This window comes from Microbacterium sp., from assembly GCF_032084865.1.
GTDB lineage: Bacteria > Actinomycetota > Actinomycetes > Actinomycetales > Microbacteriaceae > Microbacterium.
Genome location: NZ_DAMDLU010000052.1, coordinates 948 through 18,403, shown reverse-complemented (window position 1 = coordinate 18,403; position 17,456 = coordinate 948). Strand labels below are relative to the sequence as shown.

Sequence of the window (17,456 nt, the reverse complement as noted above, 5' to 3'; positions counted from 1 at the left end):
CCCGTCTGCGCGGCAGCACACGCACCGACGACTTCAACGCCGTCCCGGTCGCCGCCACCCATTCGGATGCCCGCGGCGAGGCGTCTACGGCCGCCGCCGGTGGACCGATCGTGTATTTCGCCGGAGCGGCGTGGGATCACGTCGCCGGCACCGATCGGCAGCTGGTCGGCGAGATGGCGGCGACTCGGGAGGTCATCTGGGTGGATCCACCGCAGAGCCCCCTCCGCCGGCGGACGCAGCGCCCGCCTCGGGTGTCGCGGCCGCAGCCCAACGTCACCAGGCTGCGCGGCGTGCCGGTTCCGGCGAACCACCGCTGGCTTCTGCGCACCATCGCCGAGCGCTGGTGCGTGCGCGAGCTGCGGCGGCACTGCCTGCGCTACGGCATCCGCCCCGCCGCGGTGGTGTGCACCTCTTCGGCACCGTCGCTCGCCTACGCTCGCGATGTGCCGGGCGTGAAGGTCTACTACGCGACCGACGACTTCGTCGAAGCGGGCGCACTGTGGGGTGTCAGCCGACGCTACCTGGGCGCCGCCAGGGAGGCCAACCTGCGCAGCGCGGATCTCGTGCTGGCCGTGTCGCCGGAACTCGCCCGGCGGCTGCAGCGCACGGGCCGAGTCCCGCGTTCGCTGCCCAACGGCGCCGACCTCGCCGGAGTGCAGTCCGTGCAGCAGCGGGCGGCGGATGTGCAACTGAGCCCACCGGTTGCCGGAGTGGCCGGGCAGTTCAACGCCCGCACCGACTTCGCGCTGCTCGACGCCGTGCGGGCCGCCGGCATCAGCCTCCTCCTCGTCGGGCCGCGGCGGTTCCACGTGACCGACGGTGCGCACGAGTTCGATCGCCTCATCGGCCTGCCCGGGGTGCAGTGGATCGACGGCGTGCCGCGCGACGAGCTGCCCGGGTACCTCGCCTGGTTCGATGTCGGGCTGACCCCGTACGCGGACACGATCTTCAACCGACGCAGCTGCCCGCTCAAGACCGTCGAGTACCTCGCAGCGGGAATACCCGTCGTGGCGAGCGACGTGGCCTCGATCGAGGGCATGGATCCGCGCTTCGTGCGCACCGCGTCGTCTCCGGCGGAGTTCGCCGCCGCGACCCGTGACGTTCTCGGCGCAGACCGGAGCCGCGACGAGATCCGCCGGTCGGTCTCCGGCGCCGACTGGTCGGCCCGCGCGACGCAGCTGCTGACCTGGATAGACGAGGAGGGCGCCCGATGAGTTCGATGCGCACGAACACCCACCATCTGCTCGAGCATGCGGCGGCGCAGACACCGGATGCTCCGGCTCTGACATACCGCGATGAGACCGTCACCTATGCGCAGGCGTGGGCGATGGCGTCCGCCGCTGCCGGGCAGCTGCAGAGCATCGGCGTCGGCCGCGGCGATCGAGTCGCGATCTATCTCGACAAACGCATCGAGACCGTGGCGGCGATCTTCGCGGTGTCTGCCGCCGGAGCCATGTTCGTGCCGATCAACCATGTGCTCAAGCCGCTGCAGGTCGGCCACATTCTCGCCGACAGCGGCGCACGCATCCTCATCACGTCGGGGGATCGGCTCGCGCAGCTGGCTGAAACGCTCCACGAGCACACCCAGGTGACCGACGCCGTCATCGTGGGCAGACGCCCCGTCGAGGACTCCGCAGACGGGCCGCGCGTGCACGACTGGGCCGACGGCGAGGGCGCCGATGCCGGCGCGCGGCGAACGCCGGTGATCGACGTCGACCCGGCTGCGATCCTCTACACCTCGGGCAGCACCGGGCGGCCCAAGGGCGTCGTGCTCAGCCACCGCAACCTGATCGTCGGCGCCGAGAGCGTGAGCACGTATCTCGAGAACTCCGCCGAGGATGTCATCCTCAGCGTGCTGCCGTTGAGCTTCGACGCAGGCCTCAGTCAGGTCACGACCGCCTTCGCCGTGGGCGCGCACGTCATCCTGATGAACTACCTGCTGCCGCGCGACGTCCCGCGGATCTGCGAGCGGTTCGGCGTCACCGGTCTGACCTGCGTGCCGCCGCTGTGGCTGCAGCTCGCCGACGTACCGTGGCCGGATGCCGCCGCTGCCCGGCTGCGCTACTTCGCCAACACCGGCGGACGGATGCCACGGGCCACCCTCGCACGACTGCGGGAGATCTTCACCGGCGCCAGCCCGTATCTGATGTACGGACTCACCGAGGCGTTCCGATCGACGTATCTCGACCCGGGCGAGGTCGACCGCCGGCCCGACTCGATAGGCAAGGCGATCCCGAATGCGGAGATCCTCGTCCTGCGCACCGACGGAACGTCGTGCGATCCCGGCGAGGCGGGCGAGCTGGTGCACCGTGGCGCGCTGGTCACGCTGGGCTACTGGAACGATCCCGTCCGCACCGATGAGCGCTACCGCGCGGTGCGCCGCCCCGAGCAGGACTGGCGCGCGCCGGAGATGGCCGTCTGGTCAGGCGACACGGTCGTGGCCGACGAGGAGGGCTTTCTCTACTTCGTCGGGCGCAAGGACGAGATGATCAAGACCTCCGGGTACCGGGTGAGCCCCACCGAGATCGAGGAGGCGGCGTACAGCAGCGGCCTCGTCCGCGACGCCGTCGCGTTCGGCGTCGACGACCCCGCCCTCGGTCAGCGGATCGTGCTCGTCGTGACACCGGTGGCGGCTGAGCTGGATCAGGATGCCGTGCTCGCCGCCCTTCGGCAGCAGCTGCCGCTGTACATGGTGCCGTCGCGTATCGAGGAGCGGGGGGAACTTCCGCGCTCTCCGAACGGGAAGTTCGATCGGAACCTGATCAGGAGCGAGGTGATGGGATGAAGCCGCAGGAGCATGTCGCCTCATTCGGGGTGCGGGACGGCGAGCTGCTGGTCGGCGGGATGCCGCTGAGCCGGCTCGCGGCCCGCGTGGGATCGACGCCGTTCTTCGCGTACGACCGAGCGCGGCTGGACGCGCGCATCGATCAGCTGCGCGCGGCGCTGCCGGCGAAGGTCGAGCTGAGCTACGCGATGAAGGCGAACCCGATGGTGGCCGTCGTGCAGCACCTCGCGCACCGGGTCGATCGCATCGACGTCGCCTCCGCCCTGGAGATGCGGGCGGCGCTCGACACCACCATCGCTCCGGCGAGGGTGAGCTTCGCCGGGCCGGGCAAGGCGCCCGCCGAGATCCGGCAGGCGGTCGCGGCGGGGATCATCGTCGAGGTGGAGTCCACCACCGAGATGAAGCGGGTGATCGCCGCCGGTGACGAGCTCGGAGTCACCCCGAACGTCGCCATCCGCGTGAACCCGGACTTCGCCGTGAAGGGCTCCGGCATGCGGATGGGCGGCGGGCCGCAGCAGTTCGGCATCGATGCCGAGCAGGTGCCGGCCGTACTGCGCGAGTACGCCGGCTCCGGCATCGACGTCCTCGGCTTCCACGTCTTCGCAGGTTCGCAGAACCTCAACGCTGAGGTGATCGCCGAGGCGCAGCGCCACACGGTCGACCTGGTCGGCTCGTTGGCCGAGCACCTCACCGCGCCGGTGCGCTACCTGAACATCGGCGGCGGTTTCGGCATCCCCTACACCGAGCGCGATCAGCCGCTCGATCTCAGCGCGGTCGCCGAGAGCCTGCACCGCCTGGTGGAGGGCCCCATCGCCGAACGACTGCCGGAGGCGACCCCGGTTGTCGAGCTGGGCCGGTACATCGTGGGCGAGTGCGGTGTCTACGTGACGCGTGTGCTCGACCGGAAGGTGTCCCGCGGCCGGACCTATCTCGTCGTCGACGGGGGGATGCACCATCAGCTCGCCGCGTCGGGCAACTTCGGGCAGGCCATCCGTCGCAACTATCCGCTGGTGGTGGGGAACCGGGTGCAGGAGCCGGACGGCGGTGGCGTGCACGTCGTGGGCTGCCTGTGCACGCCTCTCGACTTGTTGGGCGATGACGTGACGCTGCCCGACGCCGACATCGACGACCTGATCGTGATCTTCCAGCAGGGTGCCTACGGCCGAACGGCGAGCCCGACCGCTTTCCTCGGTCATCCGGAGCCCGCGGAGATCCTGGCGTGACGAGAAGGGAATAGGGAATGATGACCAGCACAGGACGTCTGGGGGAGAACGTGAGCTCTGACAAGGTGGTTGGGGCGCTGCGCGAGGCACGCGTGGCGATTCTGGTGCAGAACCTGCCCGTGCCGTTCGATCGGCGGGTGTGGCAGGAGGCGACGTCGCTCGCGGCGGCAGGAGCCGACGTGACCGTGGTGTGCCCGGGCGATGCCCGCCATCCGGTCGGCGAGTTCCGGATCGACGGGGTGACGGTGCTGCGCTACCAGGCGCCTCGCGAGGCGAAGGGCGTGGGCGGCTACGTCAACGAGTACGGGGTTTCGCTGCGTCGGATGAGGGCGGCCTTCGAGCGCGCGCGTGCGCGCGGCGCGTTCGATGTCGTGCACTTCTGCAACCCGCCCGATCTGCTGTACCTCGTCGCGGCGCGCGCGAAGCGCAAGGACGGCAGCGTGCTGGTGTTCGATCAGCACGACCTCGGGCCTGAGCTGGTGGAGGCGAAGCGGATGCCGCTGCCGTGGCTGTTCTCGGCGGTCGCGCGGTTCTTCGAGCGCCGGACCTACGCGTGGGCGGATCACGTAATCTCCACCAACGAGAGCTATCGGGCGGTTGCGATGGGTCGGGGCCGCTTCGGTGCCGACGATGTGACCGTCGTGCGGTCCGGGCCTTATCGCGCGTGGGCCGATTACCGCCGCACGGGAGAGGACTGGCATCGCGGACGGCGGTTCCTGCTCGGCTACGTGGGCGTGATGGGCCGGCAGGAGGGCATCGAGTACCTCATCGACGCCGTCAAGATCCTGCACGATGAGCGTGGCCTCGACGTGCACCTCGCGCTGATCGGCTCGGGGCCCGACCGGGATCGACTGGAGGCCCATGCGCGCGCGCAGGGCATCGCGGAGCGGGTCGAGTTCCACGGGCGCGTGTCCGACGAGCAGATGAAGAGCATCCTCTCGAGCGCCGACGTGTGCGTGAATCCCGACGAGGTGAACGCCATGAATGACCTGTCCACGATGAACAAGATCATCGAGTACATGGCGCTCGGGCGCCCGATCGTGCAGTTCGATGTCCGCGAAGGCCGCTATTCCGCCCAGGAGGCCTCGCTGTACGCGGTTCCGCAGAACGACGCCCGCAGTTTCGCGGGTGCCGTGCAGCGAGTGCTCGAGGATCCCGCGATGGCGCAGACCATGGGTGATGCCGGGCGGGCTCGCTTCCAGGAGGCGCTGTGCTGGGAGATCCAGGCCGAGAAGCTCGTCACCGTGTACGAGCGATTGGCTTCGCGCACTTCGGTGCGGGTTCCCTGACGCACTGACGACGATTCGGACCAGACAGTCCAATGCACTTGAGGAGAGTGACAGCGTGAGAGTAGCGATATTCGGACTCGGCTATGTGGGCAGCGTGACAGCGGCGTGCCTGGCCGATGCAGGACACGAGGTGGTCGGCGTCGACCCGGCGGAGTCCAAGGTGGAGGCCATCCTGCGCGCACGCGCGCCCCTGGCTGAACCCGGCCTCGACGACCTGACCGCGCGTGCGGTGGAGTCGGGCCGGCTGACGGCGACGACCGACGTGCGCACCGCGCTGCACAGCGCTGAGGCGGCGCTGATCTGCGTCGGCACGCCGTCCGCGCCTAACGGGTCGCTCGTGACGACCTTCGTCGAGACCGTGCTGTCGCAGATCGCGACGTTCCTCGCCGAGACGTCCGACGGTGTGCACCTCACCGTGGTGGTGCGCAGCACGCTGCTGCCGGGCACCACGGAGCGCCTCGTCGCGGCCGCGCTGTCCGACGTCGATCCGCGGCGCTATTCCGTCGCGTACTGCCCGGAGTTTCTGCGTGAGTCGTCGGCGATCAGCGACTTCAGCAACCCTCCGTTCACGATCATCGGCACCGAGGACGAGACCGCCCGCGACACCGTGAGCGCGCTCTTCGACTCGGCGGACGCGCCGGTCAAGCTGGTCTCGATCGCGACCGCGGAATCGATCAAGTACGCCAGCAACGCCTTCCACGCGGTGAAGATCACGTTCGCCAACGAGATGGCGCGTTTCGCGGACGCGTACGGCGTCGACGCGGAGACGCTTATGGGCGTCTTCGTCGAGGACACCGTGCTGAACATCTCGCCTCGGTACCTGCGGCCGGGGTCGTCGTTCGGTGGATCGTGCCTGCCGAAGGACGTGCGTGCGCTCACATACGCCGCTCGGCGAGCGGATGTCGACGTGCCGATGCTGGGCAGCCTGCTCGCCAGCAACGCTTCGCACACCAGACGGCTGGTGGACCACGTGCTCGCCCTCGGCTGGCATCGCGTGGCGCTGCTGGGTGTGGCGTTCAAGAGTCACACCGACGATCTGCGGGAGAGCCCCTACGTCGACATCGCGGAGACGCTCACCGGCAAAGGCGTCGAGGTGCGGATCTACGACGACGTGGTGAACCCCGCCGAGCTCGTCGGAAGCAACGAGTCGTACATCCGGCTGCGGCTGCCGCACCTCGAGAAGCTGCTGTTCGCCTCCCGCGGCGAGGCCATCGACGGGGTGGACGGGGTCATCGTCGGCTCGGATCGCACGCCGGAGGGCCTGCTGTCCGGACTCCCGGTGATCGATGCCAACACCCCGGCGATGCGATGGCCGCAGCCGGCCGCAAGTTGACCCACGATGAAGGAACCGCACATGACGAAGACACTTGACGACGTACGCTCCGTGCTCATCGAGACGCTCGAGCTGCAGCAGAGCCCCGACGAGCTGACCGCACAGACGCCGTTGTTCGGCGAACTGCCCGAGCTCGACTCGTTCGGGGTGGTGCAGCTCGTCGCCGCCATCGAGGACCGCTTCGGCATCGTCATCGAAGATGACGAGTTCGGTGCCGAGATCTTCGCGACCGTCGGCGCGCTCACCGAGTTCGTCGACGGGAAGGTCGCGGCGGCCTGACGACGAAGATCGTCTGCGGCTCGCAGCGCTGTCGCGCGCCGCAAGCCCCAGACGATCTCGTCAACCGGTTCGGGTCAGTTGTTCTGCGCGATGGGAGCGAGAGTGTCGTCCCAGTAGTTGCCGGTCCAGGACGCGCCGTCCACGAAGCCGATGCCCCAGGTGGAGCGGCGCGTGAAGCGGTTGTCCTTGACCACACCGTCGGGAATCGGGCGGGAGTTCAGCATCCATCCTCCACCGTCGATGAGGTTGTTCTCGATGGTCACACCGTGATTGTTGCCGCCGGTGACGCCCATCTGGAACACGGCGTTGATGTCCGACTGGTGCCCGAGCTTGAAGGTGCTGTGACGCACCGTGAGGTTGCCGCTCGCGGTCGACTGGACTCCGTCGTTGTGGGATCCGGGCGAGACGCCCAGGTCGGTGACGTAGCTGTTCTCGATGAGGACGTCCGAGTTGGCCTTGAAACCGTCGGCGCAGCCATGCACGTGCACGGCGCGTGCGGTGTAGCCGCTGAAGGCGAGGCCGGCCTGGCACGTGGTCGTACCGGCGATCTCGGTGTTCTCGACCGTCAGGCCGAGGCAGCTGTCCGCGTCACGGGTCGCGCCGGAGTAGGTGCAGTTGACGGGGTAGTAGTCGTTCGACCGGATGTACAGATTGCGAAGGGTCACGCCAGGGTGCTGCACGATGACGGAGCCGTTGCCCAGCGAGAGGTTCGCCAGGGTGGCCTTGTCGGACGTGGTCTGGATCGCGCGGATGTCGGAGCGGTAGGTCCAGCCCGGGCCGCTGGTGGCGTCCTCGGGGACCCGGGTCAGCTTCACATCGGATCCCGGACCGGTGTTGGTCTCGTCGGGGTATCCGCACGCGCTGGGCACCTCGATGCAGTTCTTGCCTGCCGACGGGGCGACGGGGTCGGAAGGCGCCGGGGAGGTGGTCGGCGGTGTCGGCTCCGGGGCGGTCGGCGGCGGCGTCGTGGTGGAGCCGTCGTCCTCGTTGGCCGCACCCGCCGCGTACAGCACGTCGACGAAGTAGTTCGATGCCTTGTAGGTCTGCGTGGGGAAGCCGCCCTTCGCGCCGTAGCGGTACACGCCGGCGTTCTTCGGGAAGGTCACCCCGGCGGCGGACCGCGCAGTGGTGAAGTAGTCCTGCGTGACGGCGTAGCCACCGGAAGGCGCCAGGTACGACGCGACGTAGGTCTGCCCGGGCTTCACGTCCACGGGCGTGGCGAAGCTCGCCGACACCCAGCCGGCCGTTGTGGTCGAGGGGAAGGTCGCGGTGGCGAGCTGCTTGCCGTTCTGGTCCCACAGGGAACCGACGTGCGGTCCGGCGTTCGCCGGCGTCGCGTAGAACTTCACACCGGTGATGGTGCCTGCGTCGGCGACGGTGAACTTCACGCCGAGCTCCGCCGACGCGCGGTCGGAGTCAGCGGTGATCGCGGGCTTCTCGGTGGGGGAGAGCACGCCCGTGGGTGCCGCGGTGGTCGCACCGGCCGCAGCGAGGGACGAGCCGCCGATCAGGGCGGCCACGGTCACCGCGACGGCGGCCGTGATTCGCGCAGTCCAGCGCCCGCGGAACTGCGTTCCACGGGATGATCGGCGGGCATGGGAAAGGGTGTTGAGGGGGGTATAGGTCACTCGGGGAAATCCTCTGTAATCGATAAGCGCGGCGGGTTCGGCTGCACATTAGGGACATGCGCGCCCCGCCTCCGCACCAAGGATGGTAGGTGCTGTTCCTGAGAGTCATTCTCGATATGCTCGCAACGGGCGTCCGACGAAGGACGGGCATGATGCCGTGAGGGGAGAGTTCGCGTGACGATACGTGAGGTCTTCCTTGTCGCCCTGCGCCGCTGGTACACCACGACCGCGGCGCTTCTGCTCGCGGGTGTGCTGACCGTGCTTCTGCTGCAGGACAGCGGCATCTACTCCACCCGGACCGTCGTGGAGTTCCGCTGGCCGGGCACGGCACGGATCGAGGCCGACAGCGGGTACACGAACGAGAGCGTGATCTCGTTCGCCGGCATGGTGGCGACCAAGGTGAACGAGGGCCACCAGCCGCCGCGCTACTCGCAGGACGCAGCACCGCTCTACGGTGCGGGCATCCGCGAGGCCGAGGTCGTCGACATGACGTTCTCAGGGAATCAGTGGATCACCGACCATCCGGTGGCCGCGGTCACGGTGAACGTGGTGGGGCGATCGGAAGAGCAGGTGCGCTCCCAGCAGGTCGACCTCACCGAGGCGATTCTGCAGGCCGCCGACGACCTGCAGCAGGCTGCGGACGTGGAATCGACGCAGTTGGTCGTCCACGCCGTGCAGCCGCTGTCGACCCGCATCGAGTACATCGCTCCGACCCGGGTCACTCAGCTGATGGCGTTCGCGGCGATGGGCTGTGCGGCGCTGATGACCGGTGTCGGGGCAGCGCTGCTCTGGGACCGGACCACGCGAGCAGGGCGCGAACGACGCGCCGCTCGCACCGACGGAGGGGCGACCGGATGAGGCCAGTGGATGTGCTGCGGATGCTGCTGCGGCGATGGTACGTCGTCGTCGTCGGGCTGGTGCTCTCGATCGCGGTGTGCGCGACCGCCTGGAACGCGGTCGAACCCGAGTACGAACGACAGGGCACGCAGATCGTGCTGCCGGGGTTGGGGTCTCTGCCCGAAGGGGCCACGAATCCGTACCTGTACCTCAGCGGGCTCTCGCTTCCGACCGACATCGTCGCTCAGGCGGTGACCGGGCAGAGCGTGCTCGCAGACGTCCGCCGCGAGATCCCCGGCGCGGAGGTGGATGTGTTCCGCTCCGGGACATCGGCGCCCATCCTGACGATCACCGTGCGCGCGCGGTCGGATGCCAATGCCGAGAAGCTGCTGGGCATCATGATGGAGCGCACCGTCACCACGCTCTCGTCCATGCAGGAGAGCGAGGACATCTCCTCGGGCAACCGGATGTCGATCATGACGCTCACGGCAGACACGCAGAGCACGAAGGATCAGCGCAAACGACTGCTGGCTGCCGGTGGCACAGGACTCGGCACACTCGTCCTGTCGCTCGCGCTCGCCGCACTCATCGACGGGCTGGTCATCCGGCGCCGACGCTCCGGCCGGCGATCGGGACGCCGCGCGGCCAGGACCGCCCGTGACGGCGCTCCGGCGACTGCCGAGCCGGCGGAGGAATGAGAACGCCGGGGGTCGAGCGGAGCGCACCCCGCTCCGCCGCCGCTCACACGGTGTTCGCCGGCCGGAATCGCGTTCGAGACGCGGTGAGCCTCATCACGGTCTACATCGTGCTGCTGTTCGCCATTCCATCGAACGTGACGATCGTCGGCCTCGGCTCGCTCGGCCGGCCGGCGATGCTCTGGGGCGTGGGCCTGTTCGCATTCTGGACGCTGTCGCGCCTGGGCTGGCGCGGCTCGCCGGGCGGTCAGCGCGTCACGCAGCCCGTGCGCTTCGCCTTCATCGTCTACCTCGTGATCGTCCTGGTCAGCTTCGCGGCGGCGTTGCTGCGCGGGCAGCCTGAGGATCAGGTGAGCCCGGTGATCTCGTCGATCATCACCGTCGCGTCCTGGGCGGGGGTGGTGCTGGTGATCATCGACGGAGTGCGCACGATGAACGAGGTCGGTGCGCTGCTGCGGCGGATCGCAGTGGGTGCCGCCCTGCTGGCCGCACTGGCGCTCGCACAGGTCATCACGCAGGACTACCTGCTGGATTTCTGGCGATCGATTCCCGGATTCTCGGTCGGATTCGGCGGGCTGGCCGAGCGCAACGGCCAGGTGCGCGCGGCGGCGACCGCGACGCATCCTCTCGAATTCGTCACCACGATCAATGCCGCCCTGTCGATCTGCGTGGCTGCGGCGCTGTCGGGCGGGTTCCGCACCCGCCCGTCTCGAGCGGCGATGTGGTGGTGGTGGGCCGCGACCGCATGGATCGCGATCGTCGCTCTTACCGGCCTGTCACGCACCGCCATCATCGGCTTCGCTGTCGCCCTGCTCGCGATGATCCCCGTCGTGCCGCGCCAGCACCGCGTCTGGGTGATCGCCGGGAGCGCCGCGATCTCGGTGGCCCTCGTCGCCGCCGTGCCGGGCCTCGCGGGGTCGACGATCCGGCTGTTCACCGGTGCGAGCGAGGACGGCAGCACTCTCTCCCGCACCGATGCGCTGGCGCGGCTGGCGGAGTTCATGTCGCCCTCGCCGATCATCGGGGTCGGGCCGGGCGTCTTCCTGCCCCGGTATTACATCTTCGACAACGAATGGGCCGTCTCGGCGATCCAGCTCGGCGTTCTCGGGGTTCTGGCGTTCGCCGCGCTGGTCATCGCCGCCGCGTGGAGCGCGGCGCACGCACGCCGGTCGTCCGGCGATCCCGAGGTGCGGATCGCCGGCTTCGCGCTGACGGTGGCGGTGCTCAACATCTCGCTGCAGTTCGCCTTCTTCGACGGGCTGTCCTTTCCCATCGCCGCGGGTCTCTTCTTCGTGCTCGTGGGTCTGTGCGCGGCCATCCGCACGGCCGGCGCGACCGGGGAGACCCTGCCATCTGCGGCGGTATCGCCTGACAGGAACCTCGAACGAAGCGCGCGATCGCGGTTCCCGCCGCGGGCTGCGACTGACGCTGCGAGCGAGTGATCGGGCGCGATCACTCGTCGTCGATGCGGCGGACCACGCGCGCGGGGTTTCCCATCACCACGGTGTTCGGTGCGACGTCCTTCATCACGAGGGAGGCGGATGCGACGATCGCGCCCCGTCCGACGGTGACGCCGGGCAGGATCACCGAGGCCGCGCCGATCCAGGCTCCGTCCTCGATCCGGACCGGAGCCGTCGACAGTGGACCGCCGCCTCTGTGCTCGGGACCGCCCTCCTCGTGCGATCCGGTGATCACGAGTACGTTCATCCCGAACGACACGTTGCGGCCGATGATCACCCGGTCGGATCCGTCGAGGAAGACGCCGCGGTTGATCGAGCTGCCGCGCCCGATCTGGATCCGCCGGCTGCCGATGTAACCGCCCGAGTCGATCAGGCATCGCTCGACACGCAGTCCCGATGCGCGCAGCAGCATCCATCGCGCGTGCTCGGGCACGAACTCCGACGCGACGATGGCGTTCAACCAGATGTTGAAGAGGCGCCGCTTCCCCAGCATCCAGAGCAGACCCGCTCTCTTCCGAAGCTTCCCCACACCGGTGATCCTAATCCCCGGCACGGCATCCGCCGCGAGACCGCACGGAAGTTGCTCCCTCACCCCTGGGCCCTCGTCGAAGCGCATGCTACCTTGACCATCAGGCGCTCACTGCCGAGTCCTCTGCGGTCCCGGCATCCGCGTCACTGGGGAACGGCGAGCAGGTCGCTCGCGGCGTCAGCCGCGGCGCACAGCCTGCGAGCCCGAGCGAAAGGGCGAGGGGCCTTGACGCAGGATGACATGGATGCGCCGACGACGACGGACGCCGTCGCGAGGTTCGTCCGGGAGGATGAGCACGCGGACGTCGCGGTGATCGTCGTCACCTACCGCAACGCGGCCGACATCGACCGGCTGGTCGGATCGCTGCGGACCGAAGCGGTCGGGAACCGCCTGCGCGTCATCATCGCCGACAACGAGTCGCCGGATGACAGTCTGGAGCTGGCGCGTGCGCACCGCGACGTCATCGCCTTCTCGACCGGTGGCAACCTCGGATATGCCGGCGGCATCAACGTCGCCGCACGCGTGGCGGGACAGTGCGATGCGATCCTCGTGCTCAACCCCGACATCGAGGTCGAGCCGGGCGCGATCACGGCGATGCGCGCACGTCTCGCGCAGCCCGGGGTCGGGATCGTGGTGCCGGCGATCCTCGATGCCACCGGCACGGTGAGCGCGTCGCTGCGTCGCGAGCCCAGCGTGCTGCGCGGGCTGGGCGATGCACTCTTCGGTGGCCGGCTCCGCCGCCGGCCGGGAGCGTTCGCTGAGATGATCTTCGCCCCGTCGGCGTACGAGTCCGCGCGCGCGGTGGACTGGGCGACAGGCGCCGCGCTGATGGTCTCACGCGACGCCGCCGCGGCCATCGGGGAATGGGACGAGCGATTCTTCCTCTACTCCGAGGAGACCGACTACTTCCGTCGCGCACGCGAAGCCGGCTTCGAGGTCTGGTTCGAGCCCTCCGCCGTGGTGCGGCACGCCGAGGGCGGGTCCGGCGGCTCGCTCGCCCTGTTCACGCTGCTCGCGGTCAACCGCATCCGGTACTTCGCCAAGTACCACCGCCGCACGCCTACGGCGCTGTTCCAGGCCACGGCGGTGCTGAACGAGATCACTCGCTCGGCGGATGCCCGTCACCGGGCTATCCTGCGAACGGTGCTTCGTCCCCGGTCATGGGACGATCTGCCGGCGGCGACCGTCTCGACGCCGGTACCGGTGCGATCTGCGGACGAACCGGAAGAGGCGGTGCCGTCATGACGCTCACCGTCGTCACAGCAAGCTACGCTCCCGACTTCCCTGCGTTCCGGAGACTGCACGAATCCGTGGTCGCGCACAGCGCCGAAGACGTGCGGCACGTCGTGGTGGTGCCCGACGCGCACGTCGAACTGTTCCACTCGCTCCGCTCCATCCGTGCCGAGGTGCGCCCCTACAGCGACGTGCTGCCGCGACGGATCCTGCAGACCGCCTGGGTTCAGACGCTGCCCGGCGTACCTCGCGGGTTCCGCATCGCCGCCGTGAATCTCGCGCGCCCCTGGCCGCCCATCCGCGGTTGGATCATGCAGCAGGCGGTCAAACTCGCTCTGGTCTCCGAGCTCACCGACGACGTCGCGCTGCTGATCGACTCCGACGTCGTCGTCGTGCGCGAACTGACGGAGTCCGCCTTCCGCGGGCCCGACGGGACGGTGCGACTGTACCGCCGACCGCAGGGGATCACGGAGGCCATGACCCGGCACGTCGCACAGCGCACTCGCGCGCAGCAGCTGCTCGGACTCGATGCCGTCGAGGAGGGCTCCCCGGACTACATCTCGGCCTTCGTCAGCTGGAGCCCGGAGCGGGTGCGCGATTTGCTCGGTCACATCGAGTGGGTGACCGGGCGCCGCTGGTTCGACGCGGTGGCCGGCAGCATGGACCTGTCAGAGTACATCACCTATGGCACATACGTGATGACGATCGCCGATCCCGCGCACCGTCGGTTCGTGCGCGAGACGAGTCTGTGCCACAGCCACTGGGGCCGGACGCCGTTGACGATGCACACCGCGCGCGAGTTCATCACGGCGCTGCGCCCGGATGACCTCGCTGTGCACGTGCAGTCGAACTCGTCGACCGACGAGGACGTGCTGCGCTTCGTCGCCCAGGCGGCGAAGGCGTAGCGAGCGGACGCGACCAGCCTGCCCTGCCCGCTACTCGGCCGTTTCGCGGGTCGTGCGATCCTGCCCCCAGGCGGATGCCGCCGCCGGCATCCGCCTGGCGCGCGCCGACGCGAGAAGCGTCAGTACCACGTAGGGCACCGCCGCCACCGCCAGACGCGGCTGCGGGACGACGACGTCGCGCAGCCACGCCCACCGGTCGGACGGCCGCACACTCGAGCCGGTCTCGCTGCGTGCTGCCGCCGCTCGCATCTCGACGTTGCCGCGCCGCACGCGCACCAGCCTGTTCAGCAGGCTCCTCGTGTCGTGCGGCGCGGCGATGATCACCTCGGCCTCAGAGGTCTCCGCCTTCTCGGCATCCGTGAACTGCGAGTCGATGAACAGGTCGTCCGCGATGAGCGACGGGAAGGAGCCGAAGCGCGCCCGGCCCTCTTCGGAGAGCGCGATCAGACCCCGGCCGAAGAGTCCGGATCGGAACGCGGGATGCCGTTCGCTGACCGCCATGTACGACCGCACCAGCCATGGCCGCCCTGCGGTGTCCATGCGTCTGCGCGGGACCACGGCCAGCGGCGGCGTGGCACCGGAGAAACGGGCGAGGATGGCGCTGATCGCGCCGGGCGGCACGATGATATCGGCGTCCAGGTAGATACGCGGGAACCCGGTCGCGACGGCATCCGCCGCGTTGAGCGCCCCCGCTTTGCCGGGCTCCTCGCGGTCGATCACCCGCACATCGCGTGCGGCGGCGACCCGCGCCGTGTCGTCGGTGCATCCGTTCGCACTCACGATCACCTGATGCGGTTCGATCTCGGGCTGCGCGAGCAGCGCGTCCAGACACGCGCCGATCACGTTCTCCTCGTTGTATGCCGCGATGATCACACTCAGCATCGGACGCCGACCTTCCTCCACGGGGTGGCGTGTGCCACCATTCTCACATGCGCATGCGTGCCGGAACGGGGCGGGGCGCCCGTGCGACGGGACAGTCGCCGTCGGATGCCGTGCCGGCCGGTGACCCTCGTCGCCGCTGGGCGGCTTGGTTCCTGGCCGTCTACGGCGCCATCGTCGTCGCGGTGCTCGTGCTGCCCATCGGCTACTCGCGGATCGTCGGCGTGATCCATCAGTGGATCGGCGACGCACTGGGTGTCACCTCGTTCGGCGCGGGGTGGGTGGAGTTCGCGGCAAACGTCGTCATCTTCGCCCCACTGGGGTTCCTGCTGACGCTGCTGTTCCGGCATCCGTGGCACGGGACGGCTGTGGCCGTCGCGCTGTCGGTCGCCGCCGAACTCGGCCAGTTCGTGATCCCCGCCCGGCAGCCGAGTCTGCGCGACCTGCTGGCCAACGCTCTGGGTGCGGCGCTCGGCGCTCTGCTCGCCGTGATCATCGTGCGACGTCGAGAGCGGCGGGCGCGGGTTCCGGCTGAGGTCGACTGACGGCATCCCTCACTGCTCCTTCACGACGGCCGGCGACCACGCGTGCCGGATCAGCAGGCGCGCGGCGGTGTCACCGTCCGCGTCCAGCGCCCACACATCGGAGTCGCCGGGCTGCTCGTTGGGCATGCCGTACAGCAGCGTCTCGTCGTCGAGCCACGCGATCTGATCGTCGATGCTGCGTGCCTCCACGTCAAGCACGTCGACGGCGCCCGACGCGATGTCGTACACCGCCGGCGTCCAGTGCGCGGTCGGGCCCGCGCCCCTGGTCACCCGCTTGAAGGCGATGCGCGTGCCGTCGGGCGACAGCGACGGGCACTCCACGGTGTCGATCACCGACGTGAGGGTCTGTGCGGCGATGTCGCCCCTGACGAGATACGTTCGCCCGGTGGTGGTCATGGCGACCGTGGCGTAGAACGTGCGGTCGTCGACGAACGTCACTCCCCAGTAGTTGCGATCGCTCGGCGCGCTCGGCCGGCCGTCGAGGACGAGCGACCAGTCCTCCAGATCGCCCAGGCTCGCGGCATCCGCATCCGCATCCGCATCCGTTCGGTGGATCTCGGTTTGAGTGGAGAAGCCGACCGACGCGTACGCGTGCCCGGTCACGAACGCCGTGGTGGCGACCAGGGATCCGTCGGGAGAGAAACGGGTGCGGCTGGGTACGCCGGGCAGCGGCCAGCTCGTGGTCTCCCGCAGGCTCGCGGCCTCGTAGAGCGTGGCGGTGTACGTGGGAGTGATGCCTCGCACGGTGCGCAGGCACGACAGGGCGTCTGCCGATGCCGCGACGCGGTCGCACACGATGTCGAGCACCGCCCTGGCGGCACCGGGGTCGTCCAGGGGCACGCCGGCTACGTGTCCGTAGCCCTGCCCGGAGGCGGTGCTGCGGAACACGATGCGGTCGCCGCGCGGCTGATCCACGGTCGTCTGCACCGATGACGCCGCCGTCTGGCGCTGCTGGTACTGCGCCCACGCGTACAGCGCCGCGACGACCGTGGCCCCCAGCGCGATCAGCGAGACGGCGGCGATGATCAGCCAGCGGCGCCCCGTGCTCATGTGTCCGCCTCGGCCGGTGTCGTGGGGCTCAGCAGCGGGCGCAGCAGCAGCATCACGACCGGGATCGCCACGACCAGCAATCCGGCGATGAGGAACATCGACGCCTCGGCGCCCAACAGGTACCAGAGCACCCCGAACCCCGCGGCGGACACGAACCGGGCCAGCGCGGTGGCCGTCTGCGCGGCGGCGATGCCGGTGCCCAGGGTGTCGGGGGTGGAGAGCTGACCTGCCAGCGCGGCGAGCACGCCGTCGGTCGCGGCGTAGAAGGCGCCCAGGCAGAGCAGGCACAGCACGATGGGAACCGCGCCGGTCATCGGCAAGGCGGCGATCAGGTACGCGGCCAGCAGCACGGCATGACCGTAGACGAACACCCGGGCTCTGCCGATCCGGTCGGCGAGCCTGCCGAGCGGGATGGCCAGGGCGATGAAGGCGACGTTCGTGCCGACGTACAGCAGAGGGAACCACTGCGCCCCGAATCCGGCGCGCGTCTGCAGCACCAGATACACGAATCCGTCGCCGATGGTGAGCAGCCCGAACACGCCCGCGGCGGCCAGCGCGCGGCGCATCGGGCCGGCGATCACCGCTCGCCAGGCGAAGGGGGTGCGCGCCGGGCGAGTGCCGTCGGCGGGATGCGCCCTGCGTCGCACGTCGGGCACGAGCAGGCCCAGAATGGTGACGCCGATCACGGCGAAGCCGAGCGAGGCGACGAAGATCGTGCCGTATCCGTCGGGGATCAGCAGCAGGATGAGGAACGCCAGCAGAGGTCCGAGCGCCGCACCGACGTTG

17 protein-coding genes are annotated in these 17,456 nt (G+C 69.5%); 12 read left to right on the top strand and 5 right to left on the bottom strand.

What is annotated here, in order from left to right; translation table 11 throughout:
* The 6 genes from RT309_RS07290 to RT309_RS07265 all read left to right on the top strand — a co-directional run.
* Window positions 1–1,214, top strand: a 1,214-nt coding sequence (locus RT309_RS07290) for a glycosyltransferase (protein ID WP_313356199.1), incomplete at its 5' end; no start/stop codon positions are given.
* Window positions 1,211–2,785, top strand: coding sequence for an acyl-CoA ligase (AMP-forming), exosortase A system-associated (locus tag RT309_RS07285; RefSeq protein WP_313356198.1), 1,575 nt, complete (start codon window positions 1,211–1,213; stop codon window positions 2,783–2,785). The genes RT309_RS07290 and RT309_RS07285, both read left to right, overlap by 4 nt.
* The gene (locus RT309_RS07280; RefSeq protein WP_313356197.1) at window positions 2,782–4,008 is read left to right on the top strand and encodes a pyridoxal-dependent decarboxylase, exosortase A system-associated; all 1,227 of its coding nucleotides are present in this window, start codon (window positions 2,782–2,784) and stop codon (window positions 4,006–4,008) included. Before RT309_RS07285 ends, RT309_RS07280 begins: the two co-directional genes overlap by 4 nt.
* 50 nt (window positions 4,009–4,058) lie before the next feature.
* Window positions 4,059–5,297, top strand: a complete 1,239-nt coding sequence (locus tag RT309_RS07275; RefSeq protein WP_313356196.1) for a glycosyltransferase family 4 protein — start codon at window positions 4,059–4,061, stop codon at window positions 5,295–5,297.
* 55 nt (window positions 5,298–5,352) lie between these two features.
* Window positions 5,353–6,630: a nucleotide sugar dehydrogenase gene (locus RT309_RS07270; RefSeq protein WP_313356195.1), complete on the top strand. Its 1,278-nt coding sequence runs from the start codon at window positions 5,353–5,355 to the stop codon at window positions 6,628–6,630.
* Between the two features lie 21 nt (window positions 6,631–6,651).
* Window positions 6,652–6,909, top strand: coding sequence for an acyl carrier protein (locus tag RT309_RS07265; RefSeq protein WP_313356194.1), 258 nt, complete (start codon window positions 6,652–6,654; stop codon window positions 6,907–6,909).
* 74 nt (window positions 6,910–6,983) lie between these two features.
* Here RT309_RS07265 and RT309_RS07260 read toward each other — a convergent pair whose 3' ends face one another.
* On the bottom strand, window positions 6,984–8,537 hold the full coding sequence (locus RT309_RS07260; RefSeq protein WP_313356193.1) for a DUF4082 domain-containing protein: 1,554 nt from the start codon (window positions 8,535–8,537) through the stop codon (window positions 6,984–6,986).
* 174 nt (window positions 8,538–8,711) lie between these two features.
* On the opposite strand from RT309_RS07260, the gene RT309_RS07255 reads away from it, so the two are divergent.
* The 3 genes from RT309_RS07255 to RT309_RS07245 all read left to right on the top strand — a co-directional run bounded on the left by RT309_RS07255 (window position 8,712) and on the right by RT309_RS07245 (window position 11,511).
* On the top strand, window positions 8,712–9,395 hold the full coding sequence (locus RT309_RS07255) for a hypothetical protein (RefSeq protein WP_313356192.1): 684 nt from the start codon (window positions 8,712–8,714) through the stop codon (window positions 9,393–9,395).
* The gene (locus tag RT309_RS07250) at window positions 9,392–10,072 is read left to right on the top strand and encodes a hypothetical protein (protein WP_313356191.1); all 681 of its coding nucleotides are present in this window, start codon (window positions 9,392–9,394) and stop codon (window positions 10,070–10,072) included. Before RT309_RS07255 ends, RT309_RS07250 begins: the two co-directional genes overlap by 4 nt.
* 83 nt (window positions 10,073–10,155) lie before the next feature.
* On the top strand, window positions 10,156–11,511 hold the full coding sequence (locus RT309_RS07245) for an O-antigen ligase family protein (protein WP_313356190.1): 1,356 nt from the start codon (window positions 10,156–10,158) through the stop codon (window positions 11,509–11,511).
* Window positions 11,512–11,521: 10 nt separating this feature from the next.
* Here the strand turns inward: RT309_RS07245 and RT309_RS07240 are convergent, their stop codons facing one another.
* Complete coding sequence (locus tag RT309_RS07240; RefSeq protein ID WP_313356189.1) at window positions 11,522–12,058, bottom strand: acyltransferase; 537 nt, start codon at window positions 12,056–12,058, stop codon at window positions 11,522–11,524.
* A 225-nt stretch (window positions 12,059–12,283) separates the two neighbouring features.
* Here RT309_RS07240 and RT309_RS07235 point away from each other — a divergent pair, with 225 nt between their 5' ends.
* Together RT309_RS07235 and RT309_RS07230 are read left to right on the top strand one after the other, a co-directional pair.
* Window positions 12,284–13,303 (top strand): glycosyltransferase family 2 protein, encoded by a 1,020-nt coding sequence (locus tag RT309_RS07235; protein ID WP_313356188.1) that lies wholly within the window; start codon window positions 12,284–12,286, stop codon window positions 13,301–13,303.
* Entirely contained in the window at window positions 13,300–14,196 is an 897-nt protein-coding gene (locus tag RT309_RS07230; protein WP_313356187.1) for a DUF6492 family protein, read from the top strand. Before RT309_RS07235 ends, RT309_RS07230 begins: the two co-directional genes overlap by 4 nt.
* A 30-nt stretch (window positions 14,197–14,226) precedes the next feature.
* Here RT309_RS07230 and RT309_RS07225 read toward each other — a convergent pair whose 3' ends face one another.
* The gene (locus tag RT309_RS07225; RefSeq protein WP_313356186.1) at window positions 14,227–15,078 is read right to left on the bottom strand and encodes a glycosyltransferase; all 852 of its coding nucleotides are present in this window, start codon (window positions 15,076–15,078) and stop codon (window positions 14,227–14,229) included.
* Window positions 15,079–15,125: 47 nt separating this feature from the next.
* Between RT309_RS07225 and RT309_RS07220 the strand changes: the two genes are divergently transcribed.
* Window positions 15,126–15,620, top strand: a complete 495-nt coding sequence (locus RT309_RS07220; protein ID WP_313356185.1) for a VanZ family protein — start codon at window positions 15,126–15,128, stop codon at window positions 15,618–15,620.
* A 9-nt stretch (window positions 15,621–15,629) separates the two neighbouring features.
* Here RT309_RS07220 and RT309_RS07215 read toward each other — a convergent pair whose 3' ends face one another.
* Entirely contained in the window at window positions 15,630–16,670 is a 1,041-nt protein-coding gene (locus tag RT309_RS07215) for a hypothetical protein (RefSeq protein WP_313356184.1), read from the bottom strand.
* Window positions 16,667–17,456: MFS transporter (locus RT309_RS07210; RefSeq protein WP_313356183.1), on the bottom strand; the 790-nt coding region annotated here is incomplete at its 5' end. The genes RT309_RS07210 and RT309_RS07215, both read right to left, overlap by 4 nt.